The sequence below is a fragment of the Micromonospora haikouensis genome (assembly GCF_900091595.1).
GTDB classification, from domain to species: Bacteria; Actinomycetota; Actinomycetes; order Mycobacteriales; family Micromonosporaceae; genus Micromonospora; species Micromonospora haikouensis.
Map to the genome: position 1 here is coordinate 164,545 of NZ_FMCW01000002.1, position 20,322 is coordinate 184,866.

The following is a 20,322-nucleotide window of genomic DNA, read 5'->3' on the forward strand; positions in this document are numbered from 1 at the left end:
GGGCGCGGTGCCCTCGTCGTCGGCTGCCGGCCGCAATCTCCGTCCCCGCGTGCCGACGGTCTCGTCCCTGCCGACGAGCCCAGCCCGCCGAGGAACGTCCACCGGTGTGCCGAAGGGACGTCCGTCGCGGTATCCGGCGCGACGACGCGCCCCACCACCGGCCAGAGAGGGCACCCCTGCATGTATAGAAGACTTCGTCACCACCGCCGCGCCGCCGGTCACCACGGCCCGGCCCGGAGCTGGCAGGCGGCGGGCACCGCCCTGCTCACGGTGGTCGCCGCGGCCACCGCCGTCGCCGTGTCGGCGGCGCCGGCCGCCGCGCACACCATCAACGCCAGCGACTTCCAGCAGGTCGAGCTGGCCCGCGGCGTCTCCGAGATGGGCGAGCCGATGTCGCTGGCCGTGCTGCCGGACCGGTCGGTGCTGCACACCGCCCGCAACGGCACGGTGCGGCGCACCGACGCCTCCGGCACCAACTGGTCCGCCTGGCAGGGCGTCAACCGGCTGTCCCGCTTCACCCTGAACTCCGACTTCACCATCAACATGTCCAGCAAGGTCGACATCCTCGACATCGGCACCGACCGGGGCATCTGCTGCCACGTCGGCAGCGACATGGACTTCGACGCCGCCGGCAACCTCTACCTGTCCACCGGCGACGACAGCAACCCGTTCGACTCCGCCGGCTACTCGCCCCTGGACGAGCGCACCAACCGCAACCCGGCGTACGACGCGCAGCGCAGCGCCGGCAACACCAACGACCTGCGGGGCAAGCTCCTGCGGATCAAGGTGAACGCCGACGGCACGTACTCGATCCCGGCCGGCAACCCCTTCGCCCCCGGCACCGCGAAGACCCGCCCCGAGATCTACGCGATGGGCTTCCGCAACCCGTTCCGGATCAGCGTCGACAAGGCCACCGGCATCGTCTACGTCGGCGACTACGGGCCGGACGCCGGCAGCACCAACTCCAACCGGGGCCCCGCCGGCCAGGTCGAGTTCAACCGGGTCACCGGCCCCGGCAACTACGGCTGGCCGTACTGCACCGGCACCAACACCACCGCCGAGACCTACAACGAGTGGGACTTCGCCAGCAACTCCACCGGCCCCAAGTTCAACTGCACCGGCGGGCCGACCAACAACTCGTTCCGCAACACCGGCCTGAGCACCCTCCCGCCGGCCAAGCCCTCCTGGATCAAGTACGGCGGCGACTCCGGCAGCCCGCCCGCGTTCGGCAGCGGCTCCGAGTCGCCGGCGGCCGGCCCGGTCTACCGGTTCGACGCCAACAACCCCTCGGCGACGAAGTTCCCGCAGTCCTTCGACGGGCAGTTCTTCGCCACCGAGTTCGGCCGTGGCTGGATCAAGCCGATCCACCTCAACACCGACGGGTCGCCCGGCACCATCGACAGCTTCCCCTGGGTCGGCAAGCAGGTGATGGACTCCGCGTTCGGCCCCGACGGGGCGTACTACGTGCTCGACTACGGCACCGGCTACTACAACGGCGACGCCAACTCGGCGCTGTACCGCTTCGACTACGTCGGCGTCGGTAACCGGGCGCCGGCCGCCCGCGTCAGCGCCGACCGGACCTCCGGACCGGCCCCGTTGACCGTGAACTTCTCCTCCGCCGGGTCCGCCGACCCCGAGGGCGGGGCGCTGACCTACTCGTGGGCGTTCGGCGACGGCACCACCTCCACGGCGGCCAACCCGGCGAAGACGTACACCGCGGACGGGTCGTACACCGCGACGCTGACCGTGCGCGACCCGCAGGGCGCGACCGGCTCCAGCAGCGTCACGGTCAACGTCGGCAACACCGCCCCGACGGTCACCATCACCGGGCCGGCCAACGGCAGCCTGTTCTCCTTCGGTGACAACGTGCCGTTCAGCATCACCGTGACCGACCCCGAGGACGGCTCGATCGACTGCACCAAGGTCAAGATGACCTACGTGCTCGGCCACGACCAGCACGGCCACCAGATCGCCTCGCAGAACGGCTGCTCCGGCACCATCACCATCCCCGTCGACGGCGAGCACGACGACGCGGCGAACATCTTCGCCGTCTTCGACGCCGAGTACACCGACGCCGGCGGCCTGACCACGCACACCCAGCACATCCTGCAGCCCCGGCACCGGCAGGCCGAGCACTTCAAGACCTCGTCCGGCATCAGCACCTACGACAAGACCACCGCCGAGGGCGGCAAGACCGTGGGCGACATCCAGAACGGGGAGTGGATCGCCTTCGAGCCGTACCGGATCGCGAACGTCACCTCGTTCACCGCCCGGGTCTCCTCGGCCGGCGCGGGCGGCACGCTCCAGGTCCGCACCGGCTCGCCGACCGGCACCGTGCTCGGCTCGGTGACCGTCCCGGTGACCGGGTCGTGGGAGACCTTCACCACCGTCACCGGGTCGATCTCCAACCCGCCGACCGGCACCACCACCCTCCACCTCACCTTCGCCGGCGGCTCCGGGACGCTGTACGACGTCGACGCGTTCACCCTGAACACCGGCACCGTGACGCCGCCGACCGGCACCGGCCGGATCGTCGGGTTGGCCGGCAAGTGCCTGGACGTGCGCAACGGCTCGTCGACCGACGGCACGCAGGTGCAGCTGTTCACCTGCAACGGCGCCGCCGGGCAGCAGTGGACGGTGGGCACGGACAGCACGATCCGGTCGCTGGGCAAGTGCCTGGACGTCAACGGGGGCGCCTCGGCCGACGGGACGAAGGTCCAGCTCTGGTCGTGCAACGGCGGCAACGCCCAGCGGTGGGCGGCGCAGTCCGACGGTTCGCTGCGCAACACCCCGACGGGCAAGTGCCTGGACGTCTCGGGCAACAACTCCGCCGACGGCACGGTCGTGCACCTGTGGACCTGCAACGGCGGGGCCAACCAGAAGTGGACCCTGCCCTAAGGCACCTCTGCGGTCTCCCTGCGGTCCCCCGCCCCGGGCGGGGGACCGCACCGCCACCACACCCAGGAGAACGACATGCGAAGACTCCTCCGTCCCCTCCTCGGGGCGGCCACCGCCGCCCTGGCCGTGCTCGCCTGCACCACCCCGGCCACCCCGGCGTCGGCCGCCGACGCCCCGTACGACGTGCTGGTCTTCTCCAAGACCGCCGGGTTCCGGCACGACTCCATCGCCGTGGGCACCCAGGCCATCCGTGACCTCGGCGCGGCCAACAGCTTCACCGTCACCGCCACCGAGGACGCCGCCCAGTTCACCACCGCCAATTTGGCCCGCTTCGAGGCGGTGATCTTCCTCAACACCACCGGCGACGTGCTCAACGACAGCCAGCAGGCGGCGTTCGAGTCGTACATCGGCGCCGGCGGCGGCTACGTCGGCGTGCACTCCGCCGCCGACACCGAATACAACTGGCCGTTCTACGGCAACCTCGTCGGCGCGTGGTTCGCCTCCCACCCGGCCATCCAGCAGGCCCGGGTGAAGGTGGAGGACCGGGCGCACGCCGCCACCGCGCACCTCGGCCAGACCTGGACCCGCACCGACGAGTGGTACGACTTCCGCACCAACGCCCGCTCCACCGCGCACGTGCTGGCCAGCCTCGATGAGTCGTCGTACTCGGGCGGGGCGATGGGCGGCGACCACCCGCACGCCTGGTGCAAGACCTACAGCGGCGGCCGGTCCTTCTACACCGGCGGCGGCCACAGCCAGTCGTCGTACTCCGAGGCGGCGTTCCGGTCCCACCTGCTCGGCGGCATCCGGTACGCGGCCGGGCGCACGAAGGCCGACTGCCGGCCCGAGACCGGCTACACCGCCCTCTACAACGGCTCCACGACCGGCTGGAGCCAGGCCGGGCCGGGCGGCTTCACCAACACCGACGCCACCCTCAGCTCCTCCGGCGGCCTCGGCCTGTACTGGTACAGCGCGAAGCAGTTCACCAACTACTCGCTCAAGCTGGACTGGCGGATCCCGGGGGACGACAACTCCGGGGTCTTCGTCGGCTTCCCCGCCTCCACCGACCCGAACTCGGCGATGACCAACGGGTACGAGGTGCAGATCGACGCCACCGACTCCGACGACCGCACCACCGGCTCGATCTACGGGGTCAAGTCCGCCGACCTGGCCGCCCGCGACGCCGCGCTCAACCCGCCGGGGGAGTGGAACACCTACGAGCTGCTGGTCGAGGGGGAGCGGCTCCAGGTCCTGCTCAACGGCGTGAAGATCAACGACTTCACCAACACCGACCCGGCCCGCTCGCTCGCCGGCTACGTCGGCATCCAGAACCACGGCACCGGCGACGACGTGTCGTTCCGCAACGTCCGGATCAAGGAGCTGGGCGGCACGAACCCGCCGACGACCCGCACCGGGCGGATCGTCGGGCTGGCCGGCAAGTGCCTGGACGTGCGCAACGGCTCTTCGGCCGACGGCACCCAGATCCAGCTGTTCACCTGCAACGGCGCCGCCGGGCAGCAGTGGACGGTGGGCACGGACAGCACGCTGCGGTCGCTGGGCAAGTGCCTGGACGTCAACGGCGGCTCCTCGGCCGACGGGGCGAAGGTGCAGCTCTGGTCGTGCAACGGCGGTGGCGCCCAGCGGTGGGCGGCGCAGTCCGACGGGAGCCTGCGCAACACGCAGTCGGGCAAGTGCCTGGACGTCTCGGGTAACAACTCGGCCGACGGCGCGGTCGTGCACCAGTGGTCCTGCCACGGTGGGGCCAACCAGAAGTGGACCCTGCCCAGCTAGCTGGAGGTAAGGAAGGGCCCCCTGTTAACGCATTCTGTTGCACAGGGAGCCCTTCCTAACCGCCGCAGGCGGCCATAGAGTGAGCGGCGGCGACCGTACGCGGTTGCCGGTGACCCGGCGGGAGGCGCAACCCGCTGGGCCCAGGCGCTGCTCCGCGCCCACCGGCACCCCGCCCGGTCCGCCGCGCACCAGCCCGGCCCAGCCCGGTCACCCTCGCCCCGGTCACGCACACGGAATCCCCCATTACCACCACAGGGGAGTAGGACTCATGGCGCGACCCATCACGCTCTTCACCGGCCAGTGGGCCGATCTTCCGTTCGACGAGGTCTGCCGGCTCGCCTCCGAGTGGGGCTACGACGGGCTGGAGATCGCCTGCTGGGGCGACCACTTCGAGGTCGACAAGGCCCTCGCCGACGACTCGTACGTCGAACGGAAGCTCGCGACCCTGGCGAAGCACAACCTGAAGGTCTTCACGATCTCCAACCACCTGGTCGGCCAGGCCGTCTGCGACCACCCGATCGACGAGCGGCACCAGGGGATCCTGCCCGCCCGGATCTGGGGCGACGGCGAGCCGGAAGGGGTCCGCCAGCGGGCCGCCGAGGAGATCAAGGACACCGCGCGGGCGGCGGCGAAGCTGGGCGTGGACACCGTCGTCGGGTTCACCGGCTCGTCGATCTGGCACACCCTGGCGATGTTCCCGCCGGTGCCGCCGGAGATGATCGAGCGCGGTTACCAGGACTTCGCCGACCGGTGGAACCCGATCCTCGACGTCTTCGACGAGGTGGGGGTGCGCTTCGCCCACGAGGTACACCCCAGCGAGATCGCCTACGACTACTACACCACCAAGCGCACGCTGGAGGCGATCGGTCACCGGCCCGCGTTCGGGCTGAACTGGGACCCGTCGCACTTCGTGTGGCAGGAGCTGGACCCGGTGAACTTCATCTTCGACTTCGCCGACCGCATCTACCACGTCGACTGCAAGGACGCGAAGGTGCGCACCGGCGACGGCCGGCGCGGCCGGCTGGCGTCCCACCTGCCCTGGGCCGACCTGCGCCGGGGCTGGGACTTCGTCTCCACCGGCCACGGTGACGTGCCGTGGGAGGACTCCTTCCGGGCGCTGAACGCCATCGGCTACTCCGGCCCGATCTCCATCGAGTGGGAGGACGCCGGAATGGACCGCCTCGTGGGGGCCCCCGAGGCGTTGCAGTTCGTCCGGCGGCTCGCCTTCGACGCCCCGTCGGCGGCCTTCGACGCGGCGTTCAGCAGCAAGGACTGACGCTCGGCAGCACCGAGGACTGAGCCGGCCGTGCCGGTCGGGCCCACCCGGGTCCGGCCGGCCGCGCCGGTCACCTGTGGGGCAGGGCCGCCTCCCCCGCCGGGCAGCGCCGCCGGTCGCCCCGCTGGCCCGGCCCGCCGGTCACGCCGCGCCGAAGACGTCGTCGCTGGCCAGGCGGGCCGCGCCCACCACCCCGGCCGTGTCGTCCAGGTCGGACAGCACGATCGGCAGGTTGCCGGTGGCCAGCGGCGGAGACCGCCGGTAGACCACCGACCGGATCTCGGCGAGCATGGTCGGCCCGAGGCCGACGGCCGTCCCGCCGATGATCACGATGCCCGGGTTGACGAAGTTGACCAGCCCGACCAGGACGCGGCCGAGCCGCCGGGCCGCGTCGCGGACCAGCGTCTGCGCGGCGGGGTCGCCGGCCACCGTCGCCCGGCCCACGTCCGCCACGGTGATCGCGCCGGCCTCGGCGAGCCGGGCGGCGAGCGCCGGCGACCGCCCGTCCTCGACCGCTGCGAGCGCCTCCCGGACCAGGGCCTCGTCCGAGCAGTACGCCTCCAGGCAGCCCGTCTCGCCGCAGGCGCAGGTCGGGCCGTCGTCGCTCTGCCGCAGGTGCGCGATGCCGCCCGCGCCGCTGGTGGCGCCCCGGTGCAGCGCGCCGCCGAGCACCAGGCCGCAGCCGATGGCGGTGCCCAGCTTGACGTAGAGGAAGTCGTCGAAGGCGCGGCCGGTGCCGGCGTGCTGCTCGCCGAGCGCCATCACGTTGGCGTCGTTGTCGACCAGCACCGGGCAGCCCAGCTCCGCGGCGAGCGCGTCGCGCACGCCGTACCCGTGCCAGCCGGGCAGGGCCGGCGGGGAGACGGGCGACCCCTCGCGGAAGGCGACCGGGGCGGGCAGGGCCACCCCGACCCCGGTGAGCCGGCCCAGGCCGAGGTTCGCGCGGACCTTGCCGAGTAGTTCGAGCGTACGGGCGATGGTCGCCTCCGGGCCGAGGCGGACGTCGACGGGCTCGCGGCGCCGGGCCAGGACGGACAGCTCGCCGTCGGTGACCGCGACGTCGATCTCCCGGGGGCCGATCGTGATCCCGGCGAAGCGGACCGCGCCGGCGATGCGCAGCAGCGACGAGCGGCGACCGCCCCGGGACGCGGCCGGGCCGGCGGTCTCCACCAGGCCCAGGGCGACCAGGCGGTCGACCTCCGCGACGAGCCGCGCCCGGCTGAGCCCCGCGGCGTCGCCGAGCTCGACCCGGGAGCGCGGGCCGTCGTCGCGGAGCAACCGCAGCAGCCGGGCCTGGTCGGCGTTGTCCGGGCCGTCGTACGTCATGTCGTGACCACCTCCGTCCGGAATCCTCCCCCGTCGTCCCCCGGCCGCGCCCGTCGAGGGCGACAACGAGTGCGAGGTCACCCCGGACGCGGCCCCCTCGGGTCGGCTGTCTGCGCGAAGAAGTACTCCAGCTTCCGGATGCCGGAGGACCGGGTCGGCCGGCCCAGGTCGTCCAGCGGGCCGCTGTCGGGCAGGAAGTTGTACGCCGCGTCGTGGTTGTGGGTGTACAGCTTCAGCCCGCGCGAGGCGGCCATCTCGCCGAGAATGTTCCACCACTCGGCGGCGGCGTCCCAGTCGGCCTTGTAGTTGCTGTTGGTCGGGTCGGAGCCGGTGCCGATGTGGCTTGGCGTCAGCAAAAGTGGGATGAGCTGGGCTGACGCCCCGGTAGCGGCCCAGCATGGCAAGGCGTGCCGGCACGGCAGGCGGGCGGCCCGGTGCGGCAGGGTGCGCCGCCGGCACGGCAAGCGGGCCGGCCACCCGAAGGTGGCCGGCCCGTCGCTAACCGTGAGTCAGAGAGTGCTGCCGTTGGTGCCCGTGCCGGACGGCTTCGTCCGGGCCGGGCCGGAGGCCGACCCGCTCGTGGTCGACCCGGACGCGCCGGTGCCCGACGGGCCCCCGCCCGCCTTCGCGCCGACCGTCGCCGGGGTGCCCGCGAACGGCTTGTCAGCGGCGGTCAGCTCGTGCTTGCCGCTGTCGCCCCCGCTGCTGCCGTTGCTGCCCAGCTTCTCGCCGATCTTCGACTGGCTGAGCTTCTCCCTGCCCTCGCTGTAGAGCCGGTTGGCCTGGGCCTGCGCGACGCCGGCCGCCTCCTGGACGGTCGGGTGGTCGAGCACCTTGCGGCCCCGGACGACCAGCTCCTCGTACTTCTCCCGGCCGGCACGGGCGCCCAGGACGAATCCCGCAGCCAGCCCGCCAAGAAACATGATCTTTCCGCGCATGGCGGCTCCTTCCGTACCTGACGCGCCGTCGCCTCCCCGGGGTGGACCCCGTGGGCGACGAGCATCTCGCGCCTACGTCCTCTGTCGGCAGCTAACTACCCATCCTCCACCGCGCTCATACCTGGTTGTGCCCGGATGGCGAATTGTCCGCCTGCCGGGCGGTTCGGACACCCCCGGCGCCGGTGCGCCCCGCGTCGGAACCCCCTGGACCAAACCCCGGGTGAATCCTGTACTCTTGTGCCGTCGCCGAGGGTGTCGGAGAGATCCGATCCGGGCGATGAGCGGTCCCCCGTAGCTCAATTGGCAGAGCAGCCGGCTGTTAACCGGCAGGTTTTTGGTTCGAGTCCAAACGGGGGAGCAAACAGCGAGAAGGCCCGCCGGCCACAGCCGGCGGGCCTTCTCGCATGCGTGCTTGGTGCAAGGAAGGGCCCCTTGTTAACGCCTGCGGTAGAGAAGGGTTCCCTTCTCACCCCGCTCTCACCCCGCGAAGCCCCGCGCGCCCGGCGAGCGAGTGTGAGGGGCGGCGCGCGGCCCGCGACGGCGGTGGCCCGGCGGGGGTAACGGGGCCGTTTCCGCCCGCCTGGGCGCGTTCGGCCGGCAGGATGGTCGATGTCGACTTAGACTCCCGCTGCGTCGATCGCTGCGTCGATTCAAGAGGTGGGTGGGTGGGATGGCCGGAAGACGGGGCGGCACCGCCACGCTGGTCGCGGCGCTGGTCGTGATCGGCTGGCTGGTCGTCGGTGGGGTGGCCGGGCCGTACGCGGGGAAGTTGGGGGAGGTCTCCACCAACGACAACGCCTCTTTCCTGCCCGCCGAGGCCGAGGCCACCCGGGCGCAGGACCTGGCCGCCGAGTTCGCCGACCGGCAGACCACCCCGGCGCTCGTCGTCTACGCGCGGACCACCGGCATCACCGACGCCGACCGGCAGCGGGCCGCGGCCGACGCCGCCCGGTTCGCCCAGGTCCCCGGCGTCGTCACACCGATCCCGCCGCCCGTCCCCAGCCAGGACGGCCAGGCCCTCCAGGTGGTCGTCCCCATCGACGAGGCCGAAGGGGAGCGGATCGGGCAGGTCGTCGACGAACTGCGCGCCATCGCCGGCGGCGACCGCGACGGCCTCACCGTGGACGTCGCCGGGCCCGCCGGGCTGCTCGCCGACCTCATCGAGGTCTTCGGCGCCATCGACGGCCCGCTGCTGCTGGTCACCCTCAGCGTGGTGCTGGTCATCCTGCTGGTCGTCTACCGCAGCCCGGTGCTGTGGATCTTCCCGCTGCTCGCCGCCGGCACGTCGTACGCCCTCGCGGCGGTCTTCGTCTATCTCCTCGCCGACCACGACGTGGTCAAGCTCAACGGGCAGGCGCAGGGCATCCTCACCGTCCTCGTCTTCGGCGCGGGCACCGACTACGCGCTGCTGCTCATCGCCCGCTACCGGGAGGAACTGCACCGGCACGGGCGCCCCTGGGACGCCATGCGGGCCGCCTGGCGCGGCGCCGCCCCGGCGATCATCGCCTCCGGCGGCACCGTCATCCTCAGCCTGCTCTGCCTGCTGCTGTCCAGCCTCAACTCCAACCGGGCGCTCGGCCCGATCGCCGCCATCGGCATCGCCGCCACCCTGCTGGTCATGCTGACCTTCCTGCCCGCCCTGCTCGTGCTCGGCGGGCGCTGGGCGTTCTGGCCGCGCCGGCCCGCCGTCGACCAGGCCGACCCGCAGACCGAGCACGGACTGTGGAGCCGCATCGCCGGCTTCGTCGCCCGCCGGGCCCGGGTCGTCTGGCTCGCCACCGCCGCGGTGCTGGCCCTGCTCACCATCGGCCTCACCCAGCTCGGCGTCACCACCCTCGGCCAGACCGACCTGTTCACCCAGCGCACCGACTCCGTCGCCGGCCAGGACGTGATCGCCGCCCACTACCCGGCCGGCACCGGCAGCCCGGCCACCATCTTCACCAACCAGGCCAGCGCCCAGCAGGTCGCCGAGGTGGCCCAGCGGGTGCCCGGCGTCGCCGCCGTCCGCCCCGTCACCCAGGGCAGCCAGGCCGGCCCGCCCGACCCGAACGCCCCACCGAAGGTGGTCGACGGCCGCGTCGAGTTCGAGGCCACCCTCGCCGACCCGCCCGACAGCAACGGCGCGGAGCGCACCATCCGCGACCTGCGCGAGGCCGTGCACGGCGTACCCGGCTCGGACACGGTCGTCGGCGGGTTCACCGCGATCAACGTGGACACCTCCGACGCGTCCGCCCGCGACCGCAACGTGATCATCCCCGTGGTGCTGCTGGTGATCGCCGTCGTCCTGGCCCTGCTGCTGCGCGCCCTGCTCGCCCCGCTGCTGCTCATCGCGACCGTGGTGCTGTCGTTCCTCGCGACCCTCGGGCTGTGCGCGCTGATCTTCCGGCACCTGCTCGACTTCCCCGGCGTCGACCAGTCGTTCCCGCTGTTCGCGTTCGTCTTCCTCGTCGCCCTCGGCATCGACTACAACATCTTCCTGATGAGCCGGGTCCGCGAGGAATCGGTCCACCGGGGCACCCGCCCCGGCGTGCTCGCCGGCCTCGCCGTCACCGGCGGCGTCATCACCTCCGCCGGCATCGTGCTCGCCGCGACGTTCTCCGCACTCGCCGTGCTGCCCCTGGTCGTCCTCGTCGAGCTGGGCGTCGCCGTCGCCGTCGGGGTCCTGCTCGACACCATCGTCGTCCGCTCGCTGCTGGTGCCCGCCCTGTCGTACGACATCGGGGCGCGGATCTGGTGGCCCGGCCGGCTGAGCCGCACGGACCGGGAGGCGCGTCATGCCCGCTGAGCCCGACGTCGTCATCGTCGGCGGCGGCCTCGCCGGCCTCGCCGCGGCCCGCCGGCTGCACCGCGCCGGCGTGTCCTGGCGGCTGCTGGAGGCCGGCGACCGGCTCGGCGGCCGGGTCGCCACCGACACGATCGACGGGTACCTGATCGACCGGGGCTTCCAGGTGCTCAACACCGCGTACCCCCGGCTCGGCACGCTGCTGGACCTGGCCACCCTCGACCTGGGCTGGTTCACCCCCGGGGTGCTGGTCCGGCGCGGCGAAGCCGTCGCCCGGCTGGTCAACCCGCTGCGCGAGCCCGCCGGGGCGGCGGGCACCGCGCTGGCCGACGTCGGCTCGCTGCGCGACCGGCTCCGGTTCGCGGCGCTGGCCACCGGCTGCGCCACCCTGCCGCCCGGCCGGCTGCTCGACGCCCCCGAGACCACCGCCGAGGGGGCGCTGCGCCGCGCCGGCCTCTCCGACGCGATCATCGAGGAACTGCTGCGGCCCTTCCTGTCCGGCGTGCTCGTCGACCGGGCGCTGGAGACCTCCAGCCACGTGCTGGCGATGGTGCTGCGCTCGTTCGCCCGGGGGCGCGTCGGCGTGCCCGCGCAGGGGATGGGTGCGCTGCCCCGGGCGATCGCCGCGCCGCTGCCCGCCGACCTGGTCGAGCTGCGCACGCCGGTCGCCGAGGTCGGCCCTCATCGGGTACGCACGCAGCCCGGCGAGCTGCGCTGCCGCGCCGTGCTCGTCGCCGTCGACCCGCCCACCGCCGGCACGCTGCTGCCGGCCCTCGGCCGGGTACGCATGCACGCCTACACCACCTACTACCACGCCACGGACACCCCGCCCCTGGACGAGCCGATCCTGCTCGTCGACGGCGACCGCCGGGAACTGGTCGCCAACACCGTCGTGCTGAGCCAGGCCGCGCCCACGTACGCGCCCGCCGGGCGGCACCTCGTCGCCACCTCCGTGGTGGGCCCGTCCGTCCCGCCCGAACCGGTCGTCCGCGCCGAGCTGGCCCGCCTCTACGGCCGCCCCACGGCGGACTGGGAGCACCTGACCACGGTCGAGGTCCCCGCTGCGCTGCCCGCCGCGCCCCCGCCGCAGGGCCGGCTGCGCAAACCGGTGGCGCTCGGTGGTGGCCTCTTCGTCGCCGGGGACCACCGCGACAGCCCGTCCATCCAGGGCGCGCTGGCCAGCGGCTGGCGTGCCGCCGGGGCCGTGCTGGCCGAGCTGCGCGTCCAGGGCTGAGGCCGTCGCGGACGGCTGCGTGCTGTTATCCTCGCGTTGCCCATCGTGCTGGATCATCGATCGGTTGCCGGCGGGTGGGGCTGTTTCGTGCTGGCCGGTGATCGCCGGCCGGGTTACGATCCGGCGCGGTTGCGGGGCGGTAGCTCAGCGGGTTAGAGCAGGGGACTCATAATCCCTCGGTCACGGGTTCGAGTCCCGTCCGCCCCACCGCGTAACATGATCTCGCTGTTGACCTGTGCTTCCACGGTTCGCATGAGTGAAGCACGGCCTGGCGTGTATAGCCTGAGCTATAGTTGTCCCGTGACCAATGGGCCAGCCCACCGCTGGGCGATCAGGACGACAGGCGATGTCCGTGACTGGTTACGGGCCCTGCGTCAGACCGACCCGGCGGCGTACCGGTCAGTGAACGCAGCGATCGACATGCTCGCCGAGACCGGTCCGGGTCTGGGGCGTCCGCTGGTCGACACTCTCCGGGGTTCGAGCATCAGCAACCTCAAGGAGCTGCGGCCGAGATCCGGCCGCGACGTCGCCATCCGGCTTCTGTTCGTCTTCGATCCATGGTCGCAGGCGGTGCTGTTGGTCGCCGGCAACAAGGCCGGAGACTGGACGCGGTGGTACGAGAACGCGATCCCGATCGCCGAGGTCGCCTACGAGGGTTGGCTAGCCTTCGAGAGGAAACGGAGGGAGGGCTGATGGTCGACTTCCATGACTGGGACGACATTCGCGCCGAGTTGCACGATGGGGACGACGACGCGCTCGATGTGGAGCGCGCCCGCACCGAGGCGTGGGTCAGCGCGTTCCACCTCGCCGAGGAGCGCAAGCGTCTCGGTCTCACCCAGCGGCAGGTGGCCGAGCTGATGGGAGTCACGCCCGGTCGGGTGAGCCAGATCGAAAACGGCGACCTGGACGCCAACGAGGTGGCAACCCTCAGCCGGTACGCGCGAGCGCTCGGTGCCCGGATGCGGATCATCTTCGACTACGGCAGCGACCTCCGTCAGATCGCCTGATCCCCGCGCGCCTCGGCCGACATCACGTACGACGAGGCGAGTCGTTCCGGTGACCCGCACCGGTCGGCAAGCCGAGATCATCGAGCACCGTTCGGCGCCCGCAGGCTGGGCAGACCTAGGGGCAGCGGGTTGCCGGCGATCGTGGCGGTGTGGTTCGCATGGTGGCACCTCCGGCCCACCGAAACGGATACCCGAACGGAGGGGTCAGCGCGACGAAGCCGCAGGCCACGGCCGACGCCGTGGCATTGCTGCCGTGCTGCACACCCAGAGTGGTGGACTCGTGGGTCAGTTCTGGCCGGGGCTCGCTACAGGCAGTCCTGCTTCCTTGGCGTGTTCGAGCAGTCGTCGGTCGTAGGTGACGAAGGCGATGAGTGCCGTTCCGGACTCGTTGGTCATAAGCTGGGCGGTGGCCAGGTGGATGGCGTCGAGGCTACGCAGGTTCGGCTCATCGAACGCGGCCGCGGTTGCGCGGATCGTGCTGTCGATCTCCAGTCGGAAGAGCCGTCCGACTGCCGCCGGCACGCCGATCAAGGCTTGCGGAGCCGACCGGCGTAACGCTCTGGGCACTTCCACCTCGACGAGTGCGGAGGAGACCAGCGGCACGTCGTCGTGAGCGTTGAGCCAGGAGACGAGGTCAGCACTGCACGCCTCCTGCCGAACCAACTTGACGACGGCGGCGGAATCGAGGTAGATCACCAGCGCTCCTCGTCCCGCATCGCGGCGAGCGTGGCGGCTACGTCCACATCCTCGTCACCGAGTTGCGGCGGAAGCGGAACAGGACCGCCGCCGGTCGGGGCGACGGCCCGCCCCGCAGCTACCAGCCTGGCTAGCATCGACCGGTCGCCCCCTACTGGAACAAGTCGGGCGATTGGGTGCCCGCGATCGGTGATCTCGACGGTTTCGCCGCCGCTCACCCGAGCCAGCACCTGGCTCGTGTTCTGGTTCAGCTCCCGGACACCGATGCGCTCCATGAATAAAGTGTAGAACGAGATGTTCTACCGCTCCAGCTTCTGGCGTCATCAGGGCTGTCTCGTTGCCGACCAGAGGGGGTCGAAGTGGCCCAGGTCATGGCGACCGGCTGGCGGTTGGGCTGGTTGGGGTCGGGATCATCGTGCCCGATGAGGTCATCGAGCACCTTCCGACGCCCGTGAACTGGGCAAACATACGGGCAGTGGGCCGCCGGTGATCGTGGCGGTGTGGTTCGCATCGTGGTGCCTCCGGCCCAGTGCGCTCGTCCAGCATGGCGGCGAGCCGTGGTCGTCGGGATGAGCGGTCGCGTTGGCCATGATCCTGACCGGTCGCTAAAGTGGTCGACATGGAGACCATTCCGATCACGGAAGCCAAGGCCCGGATTGCCGAGCTCGCCGACCGGGTCGCCAGGGAGCATGATCACTTCACGATCACCCGTAACGGCCGGGCCGACGTGATGCTGATCTCGGTGGCCGAGTACGAGTCGATGCGGGAGACGTTGGACCTGCTGTCCGACGACGAGACCCTCGCGGACCTGCGCCAGTCGCGGGAGGATTTCGCGGCCGGCGACACGTTCTCGGTGGACGAGGTTCGTGCCGAGCTGGAGCGGCGTCGAAGCAGGGCGGCCTGATGCCTCCGGGAGGCAGGCGGATGGACGACCACGCAGACGAACCGCTCAGCCCGTACACGGTGATGTTCTCCCGTCAGGCTCGTCGCAACCTGCACGAGGACCTGCCGCTGGAGGTGGCGATCGCGGCGACGGAGACCATCCAGCGGGCGATCGCGATCAACCCGTTCCGGGTGGGCAAGCCTCTCGACGAACCCTTCGACGGCTTCCACTCCGCCCGGCGTGGCACCTACCGGATCGTCTACCGGATCAACGAGCCGAAACGAGTCGTGGAGATCCACTCGATCCGCCACCGGCGCGACGCCTACCGTTGGTAGGACGCCCTTCACGAGTGGCCATGTCCGGGCGTGCCGCCGCTGGTGCAACGGCGGCGGCGTGACTCCGTAGCTGGGATAGCAGCGCTGCGAGCTGGCTGAACTCACTGGCAGGGGATCGCCGGCGATCGTGGTGGTGTGGTGGACTCCTGGGTCAGTTCTGGCCGGGGCTTGCTACAGGCAGTCCTGCTTCCTTGGCAGGTGGCGATCGCGGCGACGGAAACCATCCAGCGGGTGATCGTCGTCCAACTCCGCGCAACGGCTCGGCGCGGCGGATCGTTGGGGAATGACATGGGCGCTGTCGTTCGCGAGGTCGTCGTCGTGGTGGCCGTGGCCGCGCTTGCGGCGTGCGGCGCGGTCGCCGGGCCGCCAGCCGACTCGCGGCCGGCTCCACCGGTGGCCCGGACAACCGGAACGCCGGCGGTCGAGTCAGGCTGGACCTCCTGCGCGGTCGACGCGCCCGAAGCTTTCGCTGGCCCATTGACCGAGGCTCTCACCCTGCCCCGCCTCGGCACCGGCTTCCCGGCCACGGCGGCGGTCCTCTGCCGACAGGAGCCGACCCGCCGCCCTGACGGCGGCACGGACCTGGTCCTCACCGAGGGGCGCTCCACCGAGCTGACCGGCCTGCTCGCCGCCCTGCGCCTGCCTGACGGCGAGCCCACCACCGACGCCTGCACCCTGGAACTCCCGTCGGTGCCCAACCTGCTGCTGTTCGACGTGTCAGGCCGGTGGATCAGACCGGGGCTGCCGGTCGACGGCTGCGGCAAGCCCCTCCCCGAGGTCCAGCAGGCGGTCCGGAGCCTACGACTGAGCATCACGTCCCGGACCGTGGTGCGGGAGATCGAGTCGGCCGGGGCGGCCGCCTCGGGCTGCGGTCAGTCCTGGTCGGACATGGTCGCCACCGAAACCGGTCAGCAGGGCAGCCGGCCACGAGTCGGTCGGATCGTGCCGCCCTTCCCGCCGACCGCACCGCTGCGGCTGTGTGTGTTCCGCGTGCCGGCAGACCAGCAGGGCACGAGTAAGCCCGCCGGGTCGTTCGCGTACGGGCGGTCCCTCCCGCCCTCGGAACGGGAGGCGCTGCTGCGGGTGCTGGCCGCGCTGCCTCCGGCCGGACGGTGCGTGGGCGCTGCCGACAGGTTCGCCGTGCTGCGGGCCGGCGACGGCACGGGCGGCGAGCTGTACGTCGAACTCGACCACTGCCGAAGTGTCCTGGTCAGCCCGTTGGCCGGCCCACCGACCCTTGCTCAGGCGGACGGACCGCTCCTGGAACTCCTCGCGAGGTAGCGTGCGGCCTGCCGGGGAACCTCGGCTCCCGGGTGTCGGCCGGCACGACGAGCGGCGCTCCGGTGACCGGGTCGGGGACGACCTGGTTCGGCATCCCGAACACCTCGGTGACGAGCCCGGTGTCGACCGTCGAGGCGGGCGGGCCCTCGGCCACGATCCGGCCGTCGCGCATCGCCACGAGATGGGTCGCGTAGCGGGCGGCGTGGTTGAGGTCGTGCAGCACGGCCACGACGGTGCGGCCCCGGGTGACCAGCCGGTGCAGCACGTTGAGCACGTCGATCTGGTGCGCCACGTCCAGGTAGGTGGTGGGCTCGTCGAGCAGGACGAGCGGCGTCTCCTGGGCCAGCACCATGGCGATCCAGGCCCGCTGCCGTTGCCCGCCGGAGAGCTCGTCGGCCCGCCGGTCGGCCAGCTCGGTGGTGCCGGTCGCGGCCAGCGCCGACTCGACGGCCTCCTCGTCGGCGTGGGAGAAGCGGCGGAGCACCCGCTGGTGGGCGTAGCGGCCCCGGCCGACCAGTTCCCGCACCGTGATCCCCTCGGGCGCGGTCATGGTCTGCGGCAGCAATGCGAGCCGGCGGGCGCGTTCCTTCGCCGGCAGGCCGCCGAGATCCGATCCGTCGAGCAGGACCCGGCCTGCGGCGGGGCGGAGCAGCCCGGACAGGGCCCGCAGGAGAGTCGACTTGCCGCACGCGTTGGGCCCGATGAGCACCGTGAACGAGCCGTCCGGCACCGCGAACGACAGTTCCTCGCTGACGATCCGCTGGTCGTAGCGGAGGGTGACGTTCTCCGCCCGCAGCCGCGCGTTCAGCTGGTCGACCATCTGGTCCTCCTGATCTCGTGGACGAGCAGCCAGAGCAGGTACCCGCCGCCGAGGGTGACCGTGACCACCCCCACCGGCACGGTCAGCGGGATCACGTGCTGGGCGACCAGGTCGGCGCCGAGCAGCAGCACCGCCCCCACCCCGGCGGTGGCGGCGAGCGGCAGGCCCGGTGCCCGGACGAGCCGGCGGGCGATCTGCGGGGCGGCCAGGGCCACGAAGGAGATCGGGCCGGCGACGGTGGTGACGGCGCTGACCAGGGCGACCGCGATCAGGACGAGGATGGCGCGGCTCCGGTCGACCGCGACGCCGCTGGCGGCGGCGACGTCGTCGCCCAGTTCCAACTGGGCCAGGGCCGCCGCCCACAGCGGGGTGACCGCCAGCAGCGCCAGGACGACCCCGGCGGCGGGCCAGACCACCTCGGCGGTGGCGGTGTTGAGGGAACCGGCGCCCCAGGCGGCGGCGAAGAGCGCCGTCTCCAGGTCGGCCCGGAGCAGCAGCCAGGTGTTGGTGGCGGCGAGCATCGAGGAGACGCCGACGCCCACGACGATGAACCGGAATCCGGAGAGGCCGTCCCGGTAGGCGAGCAGGTAGATCGCCAGCGCGGCCAGCAGGCCGCCGAGGAGCGAGCCGAGCATCAGCAGGTGCCAGCCGCCGCCGAGCAGCAGCAGGGCGATCAGCATTCCGGAGAACGAGCCGTTGGCCAGGCCGATGATGTCCGGGCTGGCCAACGGGTTGCGGGTGATGGTCTGGAAGATCGCCCCGGCGACGCCGAGCGCCGCGCCGAAGGCGACGGCGGCGGCGACGCGGGGCAGCCGCCACTCCAGCACGACGGTGCGGGTCAGCCCGCCGATCCGGCCGCCGAGCACGCCGAGCACCTCGTCGACGCGGAGCGGGAAGTCGCCCAGCCAGAGGCCGACCACCGCCAGCGTCGCGACGACGAGCGCGGCGGCGGCGCAGACGGCGGCCTCGCGTACGCCGACGGCCACGTGCCGGCGGTCGGTGCCGAGCACCAGCCGGCGGCCTCCGGCGGTGCGGCGGACCGGCCGGCTCCCGGCGCTCACAGCGCGGTCGCCCGTCGCCGTCGGGCCAGCGCGATCAGCACCGGCGCGCCCACGAACGCGGTGACGATGCCGACCGGCATCTCGCTGGGCAGCACGGCGATCCGGCCGACCACGTCGGCCAGCAGCACCAGCACCCCGCCGGCCAGCAGGGAGCCGGCGAGGATCCGGCGTTGGTCGGTGCCGACGCCCCAGCGCACCAGGTGCGGCACCACGAGCCCGACGAACGAGATGGGCCCGGCGATGGCGCTCGCCCCGCCGGCGAGCAGGGTCACCGCACCCAGCACGAGCAGCCGGGTCCGGACGAGGCTGACGCCCTGCGCGGCGGCCAGGTCGGGGCCGAGCGCGAGCGCGTTCAGGCTGCGGGCCGCGAGCAGCCCGGCGAGCAGCCCGGCCACGATCAGCGGCAGCACCGGCAGCACCACGGCGGCGTCGCGTTCGAGCAGGCTGCCGGCGTTCCAGCCGCGCATCCGGTCGAAGGTGTCGGGGTGGGTGAGGGTGATCCCGGTGGTCAGGCCGGCCAGCACGGCGCCGGTCGCCACCCCGGTCACCAGCAGCCGGGTCGGGGTGGCGCGCAGGTCCGCCGCGCCCCCGACGGCGTACACGGCGGTGGCGACCAGGAGCGCGCCGAGCAGGGCGAGCCACATGTAGCCGGCCGGCGAGGTGACCCCGAGGAAGGCGATGCCCGCGGCGACGAACGCGGCGGCTCCGGCGTTGACGCCGAGGATGCCCGGTTCGGCGAGCGCGTTGCGGGTGAACGCCTGCATCAGGGCGCCCGCCACCCCGAGCCCGGCGCCGACCAGCAGCCCGGCGAGGGTGCGCGGCAGGCGTTGTCCCCAGACGACGTACTGCGCGGTGTCGCTGCCCGCGCCCCGCAGCGCCCCCCAGACGTCCGCCGGGGGCACCGGGTTCGCGCCCACGAAGACCGACAACACCACCGACCCCAGGAGTACGGCGACCGCCCCGGCCAGCCAGCGCCAGATGGTACGGCGACGCGCGGCACGGCCGGTGGTCGGCGGTGCCGCGCGTGCGGGTGTGGTGGTGGTCAATTCGACGCGGCGAGGATGCGTTCGAGGTCGTCGAGGACGGCCTGTCCACCGACCGTGCCGACCCCGGTGATCCAGAAGGACTGGTCGACCAGGTGCAGGCGGGGGAAGGCGGCGGCGTTGGCGTCGACCGAGGCCGGTATGGTGCTGCGGTCGTTGACGTCGACGGTGGTGACGAAGACGTGGTCGGCCTTGGCCTCCAGCACCCGCTCGGGGGAGATGTCGACCGAGATGGAGTTCTCCCAGTCGCGCTGGGGGGTCTTGAAGCCGACGCACTCCAGCGTGCTGCCGGCGAACGAGGTGGGCCCGTACAGCGTGAGGACGCCGTCGCGCGGCCGGATGAGCTGTGCGGTCTTCCCGGCGGTGCCGAACTTCCCGGCGATCTCCGCGCACCGCTGCTGGTAGCCGGTGAGGAGCTTGGCGGCGGATTCCGCCCCGCCGAGCGTGGTGGCGGTGAACGTGACGTTGTCCTGCCACGGGTCGGTCTGGGACGCCATGAACACGGTCGGGGCGACGGCGGTGAGCTGGTCGTAGAGGGCGGAGTGCCGGGACTCGGTGCCGATGATCAGGTCGGGCTTGAGGGCCGCGATCTTCTGCACGTTGGGTTCCTGGACGGTGCCGACGGTGGTGATGCCGGCGGCCTTGTCGCCGAGGTACCTGGGCACGCCGGCGGCCTCGCTGAGCACGGCCGCGCCGACCGGGGTGATCTCCAGGGCGATGGCGGTGTCGAGCTGGACCGGTTCGAGGACGACGACCCGGGTCGGCTTGTTCGGCACGTCGGTCCTGCCGCGCGCGTGCTCGACGGTTCTGGTGTCACCGACGCTGCCCGCCGGGTCGGAGTCGGCGGAGCCGCAGGCGGCCACGACGAGCGCCGTCGTCGAGGCGACGGCGAGGGCGAGGAGGCGTCGGCGGGCTGTTCGAGGGGGTGTCGAGCGCATGGTGCAGGTTCCC

Annotated in this window: 19 protein-coding genes and 2 tRNA genes; 12 read left to right on the forward strand and 9 right to left on the reverse strand. The window is 72.4% G+C overall.

What is annotated here, in order from left to right:
- Window positions 1-180: 180 nt before the first annotated feature.
- The 3 genes from GA0070558_RS02450 to GA0070558_RS02460 all read left to right on the forward strand — a co-directional run bounded on the left by GA0070558_RS02450 (window position 181) and on the right by GA0070558_RS02460 (window position 5,965).
- Window positions 181-2,898, forward strand: a complete 2,718-nt coding sequence (locus GA0070558_RS02450; RefSeq protein ID WP_091275104.1) for a carbohydrate-binding protein — start codon at window positions 181-183, stop codon at window positions 2,896-2,898.
- A 75-nt stretch (window positions 2,899-2,973) separates the two neighbouring features.
- Entirely contained in the window at window positions 2,974-4,689 is a 1,716-nt protein-coding gene (locus GA0070558_RS02455; RefSeq protein WP_091275107.1) for a ThuA domain-containing protein, read from the forward strand.
- A 268-nt stretch (window positions 4,690-4,957) separates the two neighbouring features.
- Window positions 4,958-5,965, forward strand: coding sequence for a sugar phosphate isomerase/epimerase family protein (locus GA0070558_RS02460; RefSeq protein ID WP_043966839.1), 1,008 nt, complete (start codon window positions 4,958-4,960; stop codon window positions 5,963-5,965).
- Between the two features lie 141 nt (window positions 5,966-6,106).
- Here the strand turns inward: GA0070558_RS02460 and GA0070558_RS02465 are convergent, their stop codons facing one another.
- The 3 genes from GA0070558_RS02465 to GA0070558_RS02475 form a co-directional block, all read right to left on the reverse strand.
- On the reverse strand, window positions 6,107-7,291 hold the full coding sequence (locus tag GA0070558_RS02465; protein WP_091275110.1) for an ROK family transcriptional regulator: 1,185 nt from the start codon (window positions 7,289-7,291) through the stop codon (window positions 6,107-6,109).
- A gap of 77 nt (window positions 7,292-7,368) precedes the next feature.
- Window positions 7,369-7,647, reverse strand: a complete 279-nt coding sequence (locus GA0070558_RS02470) for a hypothetical protein (RefSeq protein ID WP_218106946.1) — start codon at window positions 7,645-7,647, stop codon at window positions 7,369-7,371.
- 153 nt (window positions 7,648-7,800) lie between these two features.
- Window positions 7,801-8,229 carry a hypothetical protein gene (locus GA0070558_RS02475; RefSeq protein WP_077938798.1) on the reverse strand — a complete coding sequence of 143 codons (429 nt, stop codon included), beginning with the start codon at window positions 8,227-8,229 and terminating at the stop codon, window positions 7,801-7,803.
- A gap of 285 nt (window positions 8,230-8,514) precedes the next feature.
- Between GA0070558_RS02475 and GA0070558_RS02480 the strand changes: the two genes are divergently transcribed.
- The 6 genes from GA0070558_RS02480 to GA0070558_RS02505 all read left to right on the forward strand — a co-directional run bounded on the left by GA0070558_RS02480 (window position 8,515) and on the right by GA0070558_RS02505 (window position 13,252).
- Window positions 8,515-8,587: transfer RNA gene (locus tag GA0070558_RS02480), tRNA-Asn, on the forward strand.
- Between the two features lie 312 nt (window positions 8,588-8,899).
- Window positions 8,900-11,014 (forward strand): MMPL family transporter, encoded by a 2,115-nt coding sequence (locus GA0070558_RS02485; protein WP_077938799.1) that lies wholly within the window; start codon window positions 8,900-8,902, stop codon window positions 11,012-11,014.
- On the forward strand, window positions 11,004-12,245 hold the full coding sequence (locus GA0070558_RS02490) for an NAD(P)/FAD-dependent oxidoreductase (RefSeq protein ID WP_091275113.1): 1,242 nt from the start codon (window positions 11,004-11,006) through the stop codon (window positions 12,243-12,245). Before GA0070558_RS02485 ends, GA0070558_RS02490 begins: the two co-directional genes overlap by 11 nt.
- 133 nt (window positions 12,246-12,378) lie before the next feature.
- Window positions 12,379-12,452 (forward strand) — tRNA-Ile (locus tag GA0070558_RS02495).
- A 45-nt stretch (window positions 12,453-12,497) separates the two neighbouring features.
- Window positions 12,498-12,938 carry a type II toxin-antitoxin system RelE/ParE family toxin gene (locus GA0070558_RS02500; RefSeq protein ID WP_091275116.1) on the forward strand — a complete coding sequence of 147 codons (441 nt, stop codon included), beginning with the start codon at window positions 12,498-12,500 and terminating at the stop codon, window positions 12,936-12,938.
- Window positions 12,938-13,252 carry a transcriptional regulator gene (locus GA0070558_RS02505; RefSeq protein WP_077938802.1) on the forward strand — a complete coding sequence of 105 codons (315 nt, stop codon included), beginning with the start codon at window positions 12,938-12,940 and terminating at the stop codon, window positions 13,250-13,252. The genes GA0070558_RS02500 and GA0070558_RS02505 overlap by 1 nt, the downstream gene beginning before the upstream one ends.
- A 285-nt stretch (window positions 13,253-13,537) precedes the next feature.
- On the opposite strand, the gene GA0070558_RS02510 is transcribed toward GA0070558_RS02505, so the two are convergent.
- Both GA0070558_RS02510 and GA0070558_RS02515 read right to left on the reverse strand, forming a co-directional pair.
- Window positions 13,538-13,948 (reverse strand): type II toxin-antitoxin system VapC family toxin, encoded by a 411-nt coding sequence (locus GA0070558_RS02510; RefSeq protein ID WP_091275118.1) that lies wholly within the window; start codon window positions 13,946-13,948, stop codon window positions 13,538-13,540.
- Entirely contained in the window at window positions 13,945-14,223 is a 279-nt protein-coding gene (locus tag GA0070558_RS02515; protein WP_091275120.1) for a type II toxin-antitoxin system Phd/YefM family antitoxin, read from the reverse strand. The genes GA0070558_RS02510 and GA0070558_RS02515 overlap by 4 nt, the downstream gene beginning before the upstream one ends.
- Before the next feature lie 344 nt (window positions 14,224-14,567).
- Between GA0070558_RS02515 and GA0070558_RS02520 the strand changes: the two genes are divergently transcribed.
- From GA0070558_RS02520 to GA0070558_RS02530, 3 genes are all read left to right on the forward strand, one after another.
- Window positions 14,568-14,852, forward strand: a complete 285-nt coding sequence (locus GA0070558_RS02520; protein WP_077938803.1) for a type II toxin-antitoxin system Phd/YefM family antitoxin — start codon at window positions 14,568-14,570, stop codon at window positions 14,850-14,852.
- Window positions 14,853-14,872: 20 nt separating this feature from the next.
- A complete protein-coding gene (locus GA0070558_RS02525) occupies window positions 14,873-15,166 on the forward strand; it encodes a type II toxin-antitoxin system RelE family toxin (protein WP_091275123.1) in 294 nt (97 codons plus the stop codon).
- A gap of 477 nt (window positions 15,167-15,643) precedes the next feature.
- Window positions 15,644-16,447: a hypothetical protein gene (locus tag GA0070558_RS02530; RefSeq protein WP_091275125.1), complete on the forward strand. Its 804-nt coding sequence runs from the start codon at window positions 15,644-15,646 to the stop codon at window positions 16,445-16,447.
- Here the strand turns inward: GA0070558_RS02530 and GA0070558_RS02535 are convergent.
- Genes GA0070558_RS02535 through GA0070558_RS02550 form a run of 4 tightly spaced genes read right to left on the reverse strand, consistent with a single transcriptional unit; the run spans window position 16,377 to window position 20,309 of the window.
- The gene (locus tag GA0070558_RS02535) at window positions 16,377-17,255 is read right to left on the reverse strand and encodes an ABC transporter ATP-binding protein (protein WP_218106950.1); all 879 of its coding nucleotides are present in this window, start codon (window positions 17,253-17,255) and stop codon (window positions 16,377-16,379) included. The genes GA0070558_RS02530 and GA0070558_RS02535 overlap by 71 nt on opposite strands.
- On the reverse strand, window positions 17,252-18,328 hold the full coding sequence (locus GA0070558_RS02540; RefSeq protein WP_218106947.1) for a FecCD family ABC transporter permease: 1,077 nt from the start codon (window positions 18,326-18,328) through the stop codon (window positions 17,252-17,254). The genes GA0070558_RS02535 and GA0070558_RS02540 overlap by 4 nt, the downstream gene beginning before the upstream one ends.
- The gene (locus tag GA0070558_RS02545; protein WP_256091716.1) at window positions 18,325-19,374 is read right to left on the reverse strand and encodes an iron chelate uptake ABC transporter family permease subunit; all 1,050 of its coding nucleotides are present in this window, start codon (window positions 19,372-19,374) and stop codon (window positions 18,325-18,327) included. Before GA0070558_RS02545 ends, GA0070558_RS02540 begins: the two co-directional genes overlap by 4 nt.
- The gene (locus GA0070558_RS02550; protein WP_091275129.1) at window positions 19,371-20,309 is read right to left on the reverse strand and encodes an ABC transporter substrate-binding protein; all 939 of its coding nucleotides are present in this window, start codon (window positions 20,307-20,309) and stop codon (window positions 19,371-19,373) included. The genes GA0070558_RS02545 and GA0070558_RS02550 overlap by 4 nt, the downstream gene beginning before the upstream one ends.
- Between the last annotated feature and the right edge of the window lie 13 nt (window positions 20,310-20,322).

Bases quoted from the DNA above. Each gene is read 5' to 3' on its own strand.
- GA0070558_RS02550 (WP_091275129.1), bottom strand. From the start codon at position 20,309: ATGCGCTCGACACCCCCTCGAACAGCCCGCCGACGCCTCCTCGCCCTC.
- GA0070558_RS02500 (WP_091275116.1), top strand. From the start codon at position 12,498: ATGAGTGAAGCACGGCCTGGCGTGTATAGCCTGAGCTATAGTTGTCCC.
- GA0070558_RS02465 (WP_091275110.1), bottom strand. From the start codon at position 7,291: ATGACGTACGACGGCCCGGACAACGCCGACCAGGCCCGGCTGCTGCGG.
- GA0070558_RS02485 (WP_077938799.1), top strand. From the start codon at position 8,900: ATGGCCGGAAGACGGGGCGGCACCGCCACGCTGGTCGCGGCGCTGGTC.
- GA0070558_RS02505 (WP_077938802.1), top strand. From the start codon at position 12,938: ATGGTCGACTTCCATGACTGGGACGACATTCGCGCCGAGTTGCACGAT.
- GA0070558_RS02450 (WP_091275104.1), top strand. From the start codon at position 181: ATGTATAGAAGACTTCGTCACCACCGCCGCGCCGCCGGTCACCACGGC.
- GA0070558_RS02520 (WP_077938803.1), top strand. From the start codon at position 14,568: ATGGAGACCATTCCGATCACGGAAGCCAAGGCCCGGATTGCCGAGCTC.
- GA0070558_RS02515 (WP_091275120.1), bottom strand. From the start codon at position 14,223: ATGGAGCGCATCGGTGTCCGGGAGCTGAACCAGAACACGAGCCAGGTG.
- GA0070558_RS02455 (WP_091275107.1), top strand. From the start codon at position 2,974: ATGCGAAGACTCCTCCGTCCCCTCCTCGGGGCGGCCACCGCCGCCCTG.
- GA0070558_RS02490 (WP_091275113.1), top strand. From the start codon at position 11,004: ATGCCCGCTGAGCCCGACGTCGTCATCGTCGGCGGCGGCCTCGCCGGC.
- GA0070558_RS02525 (WP_091275123.1), top strand. From the start codon at position 14,873: ATGGACGACCACGCAGACGAACCGCTCAGCCCGTACACGGTGATGTTC.
- GA0070558_RS02475 (WP_077938798.1), bottom strand. From the start codon at position 8,229: ATGCGCGGAAAGATCATGTTTCTTGGCGGGCTGGCTGCGGGATTCGTC.
- GA0070558_RS02460 (WP_043966839.1), top strand. From the start codon at position 4,958: ATGGCGCGACCCATCACGCTCTTCACCGGCCAGTGGGCCGATCTTCCG.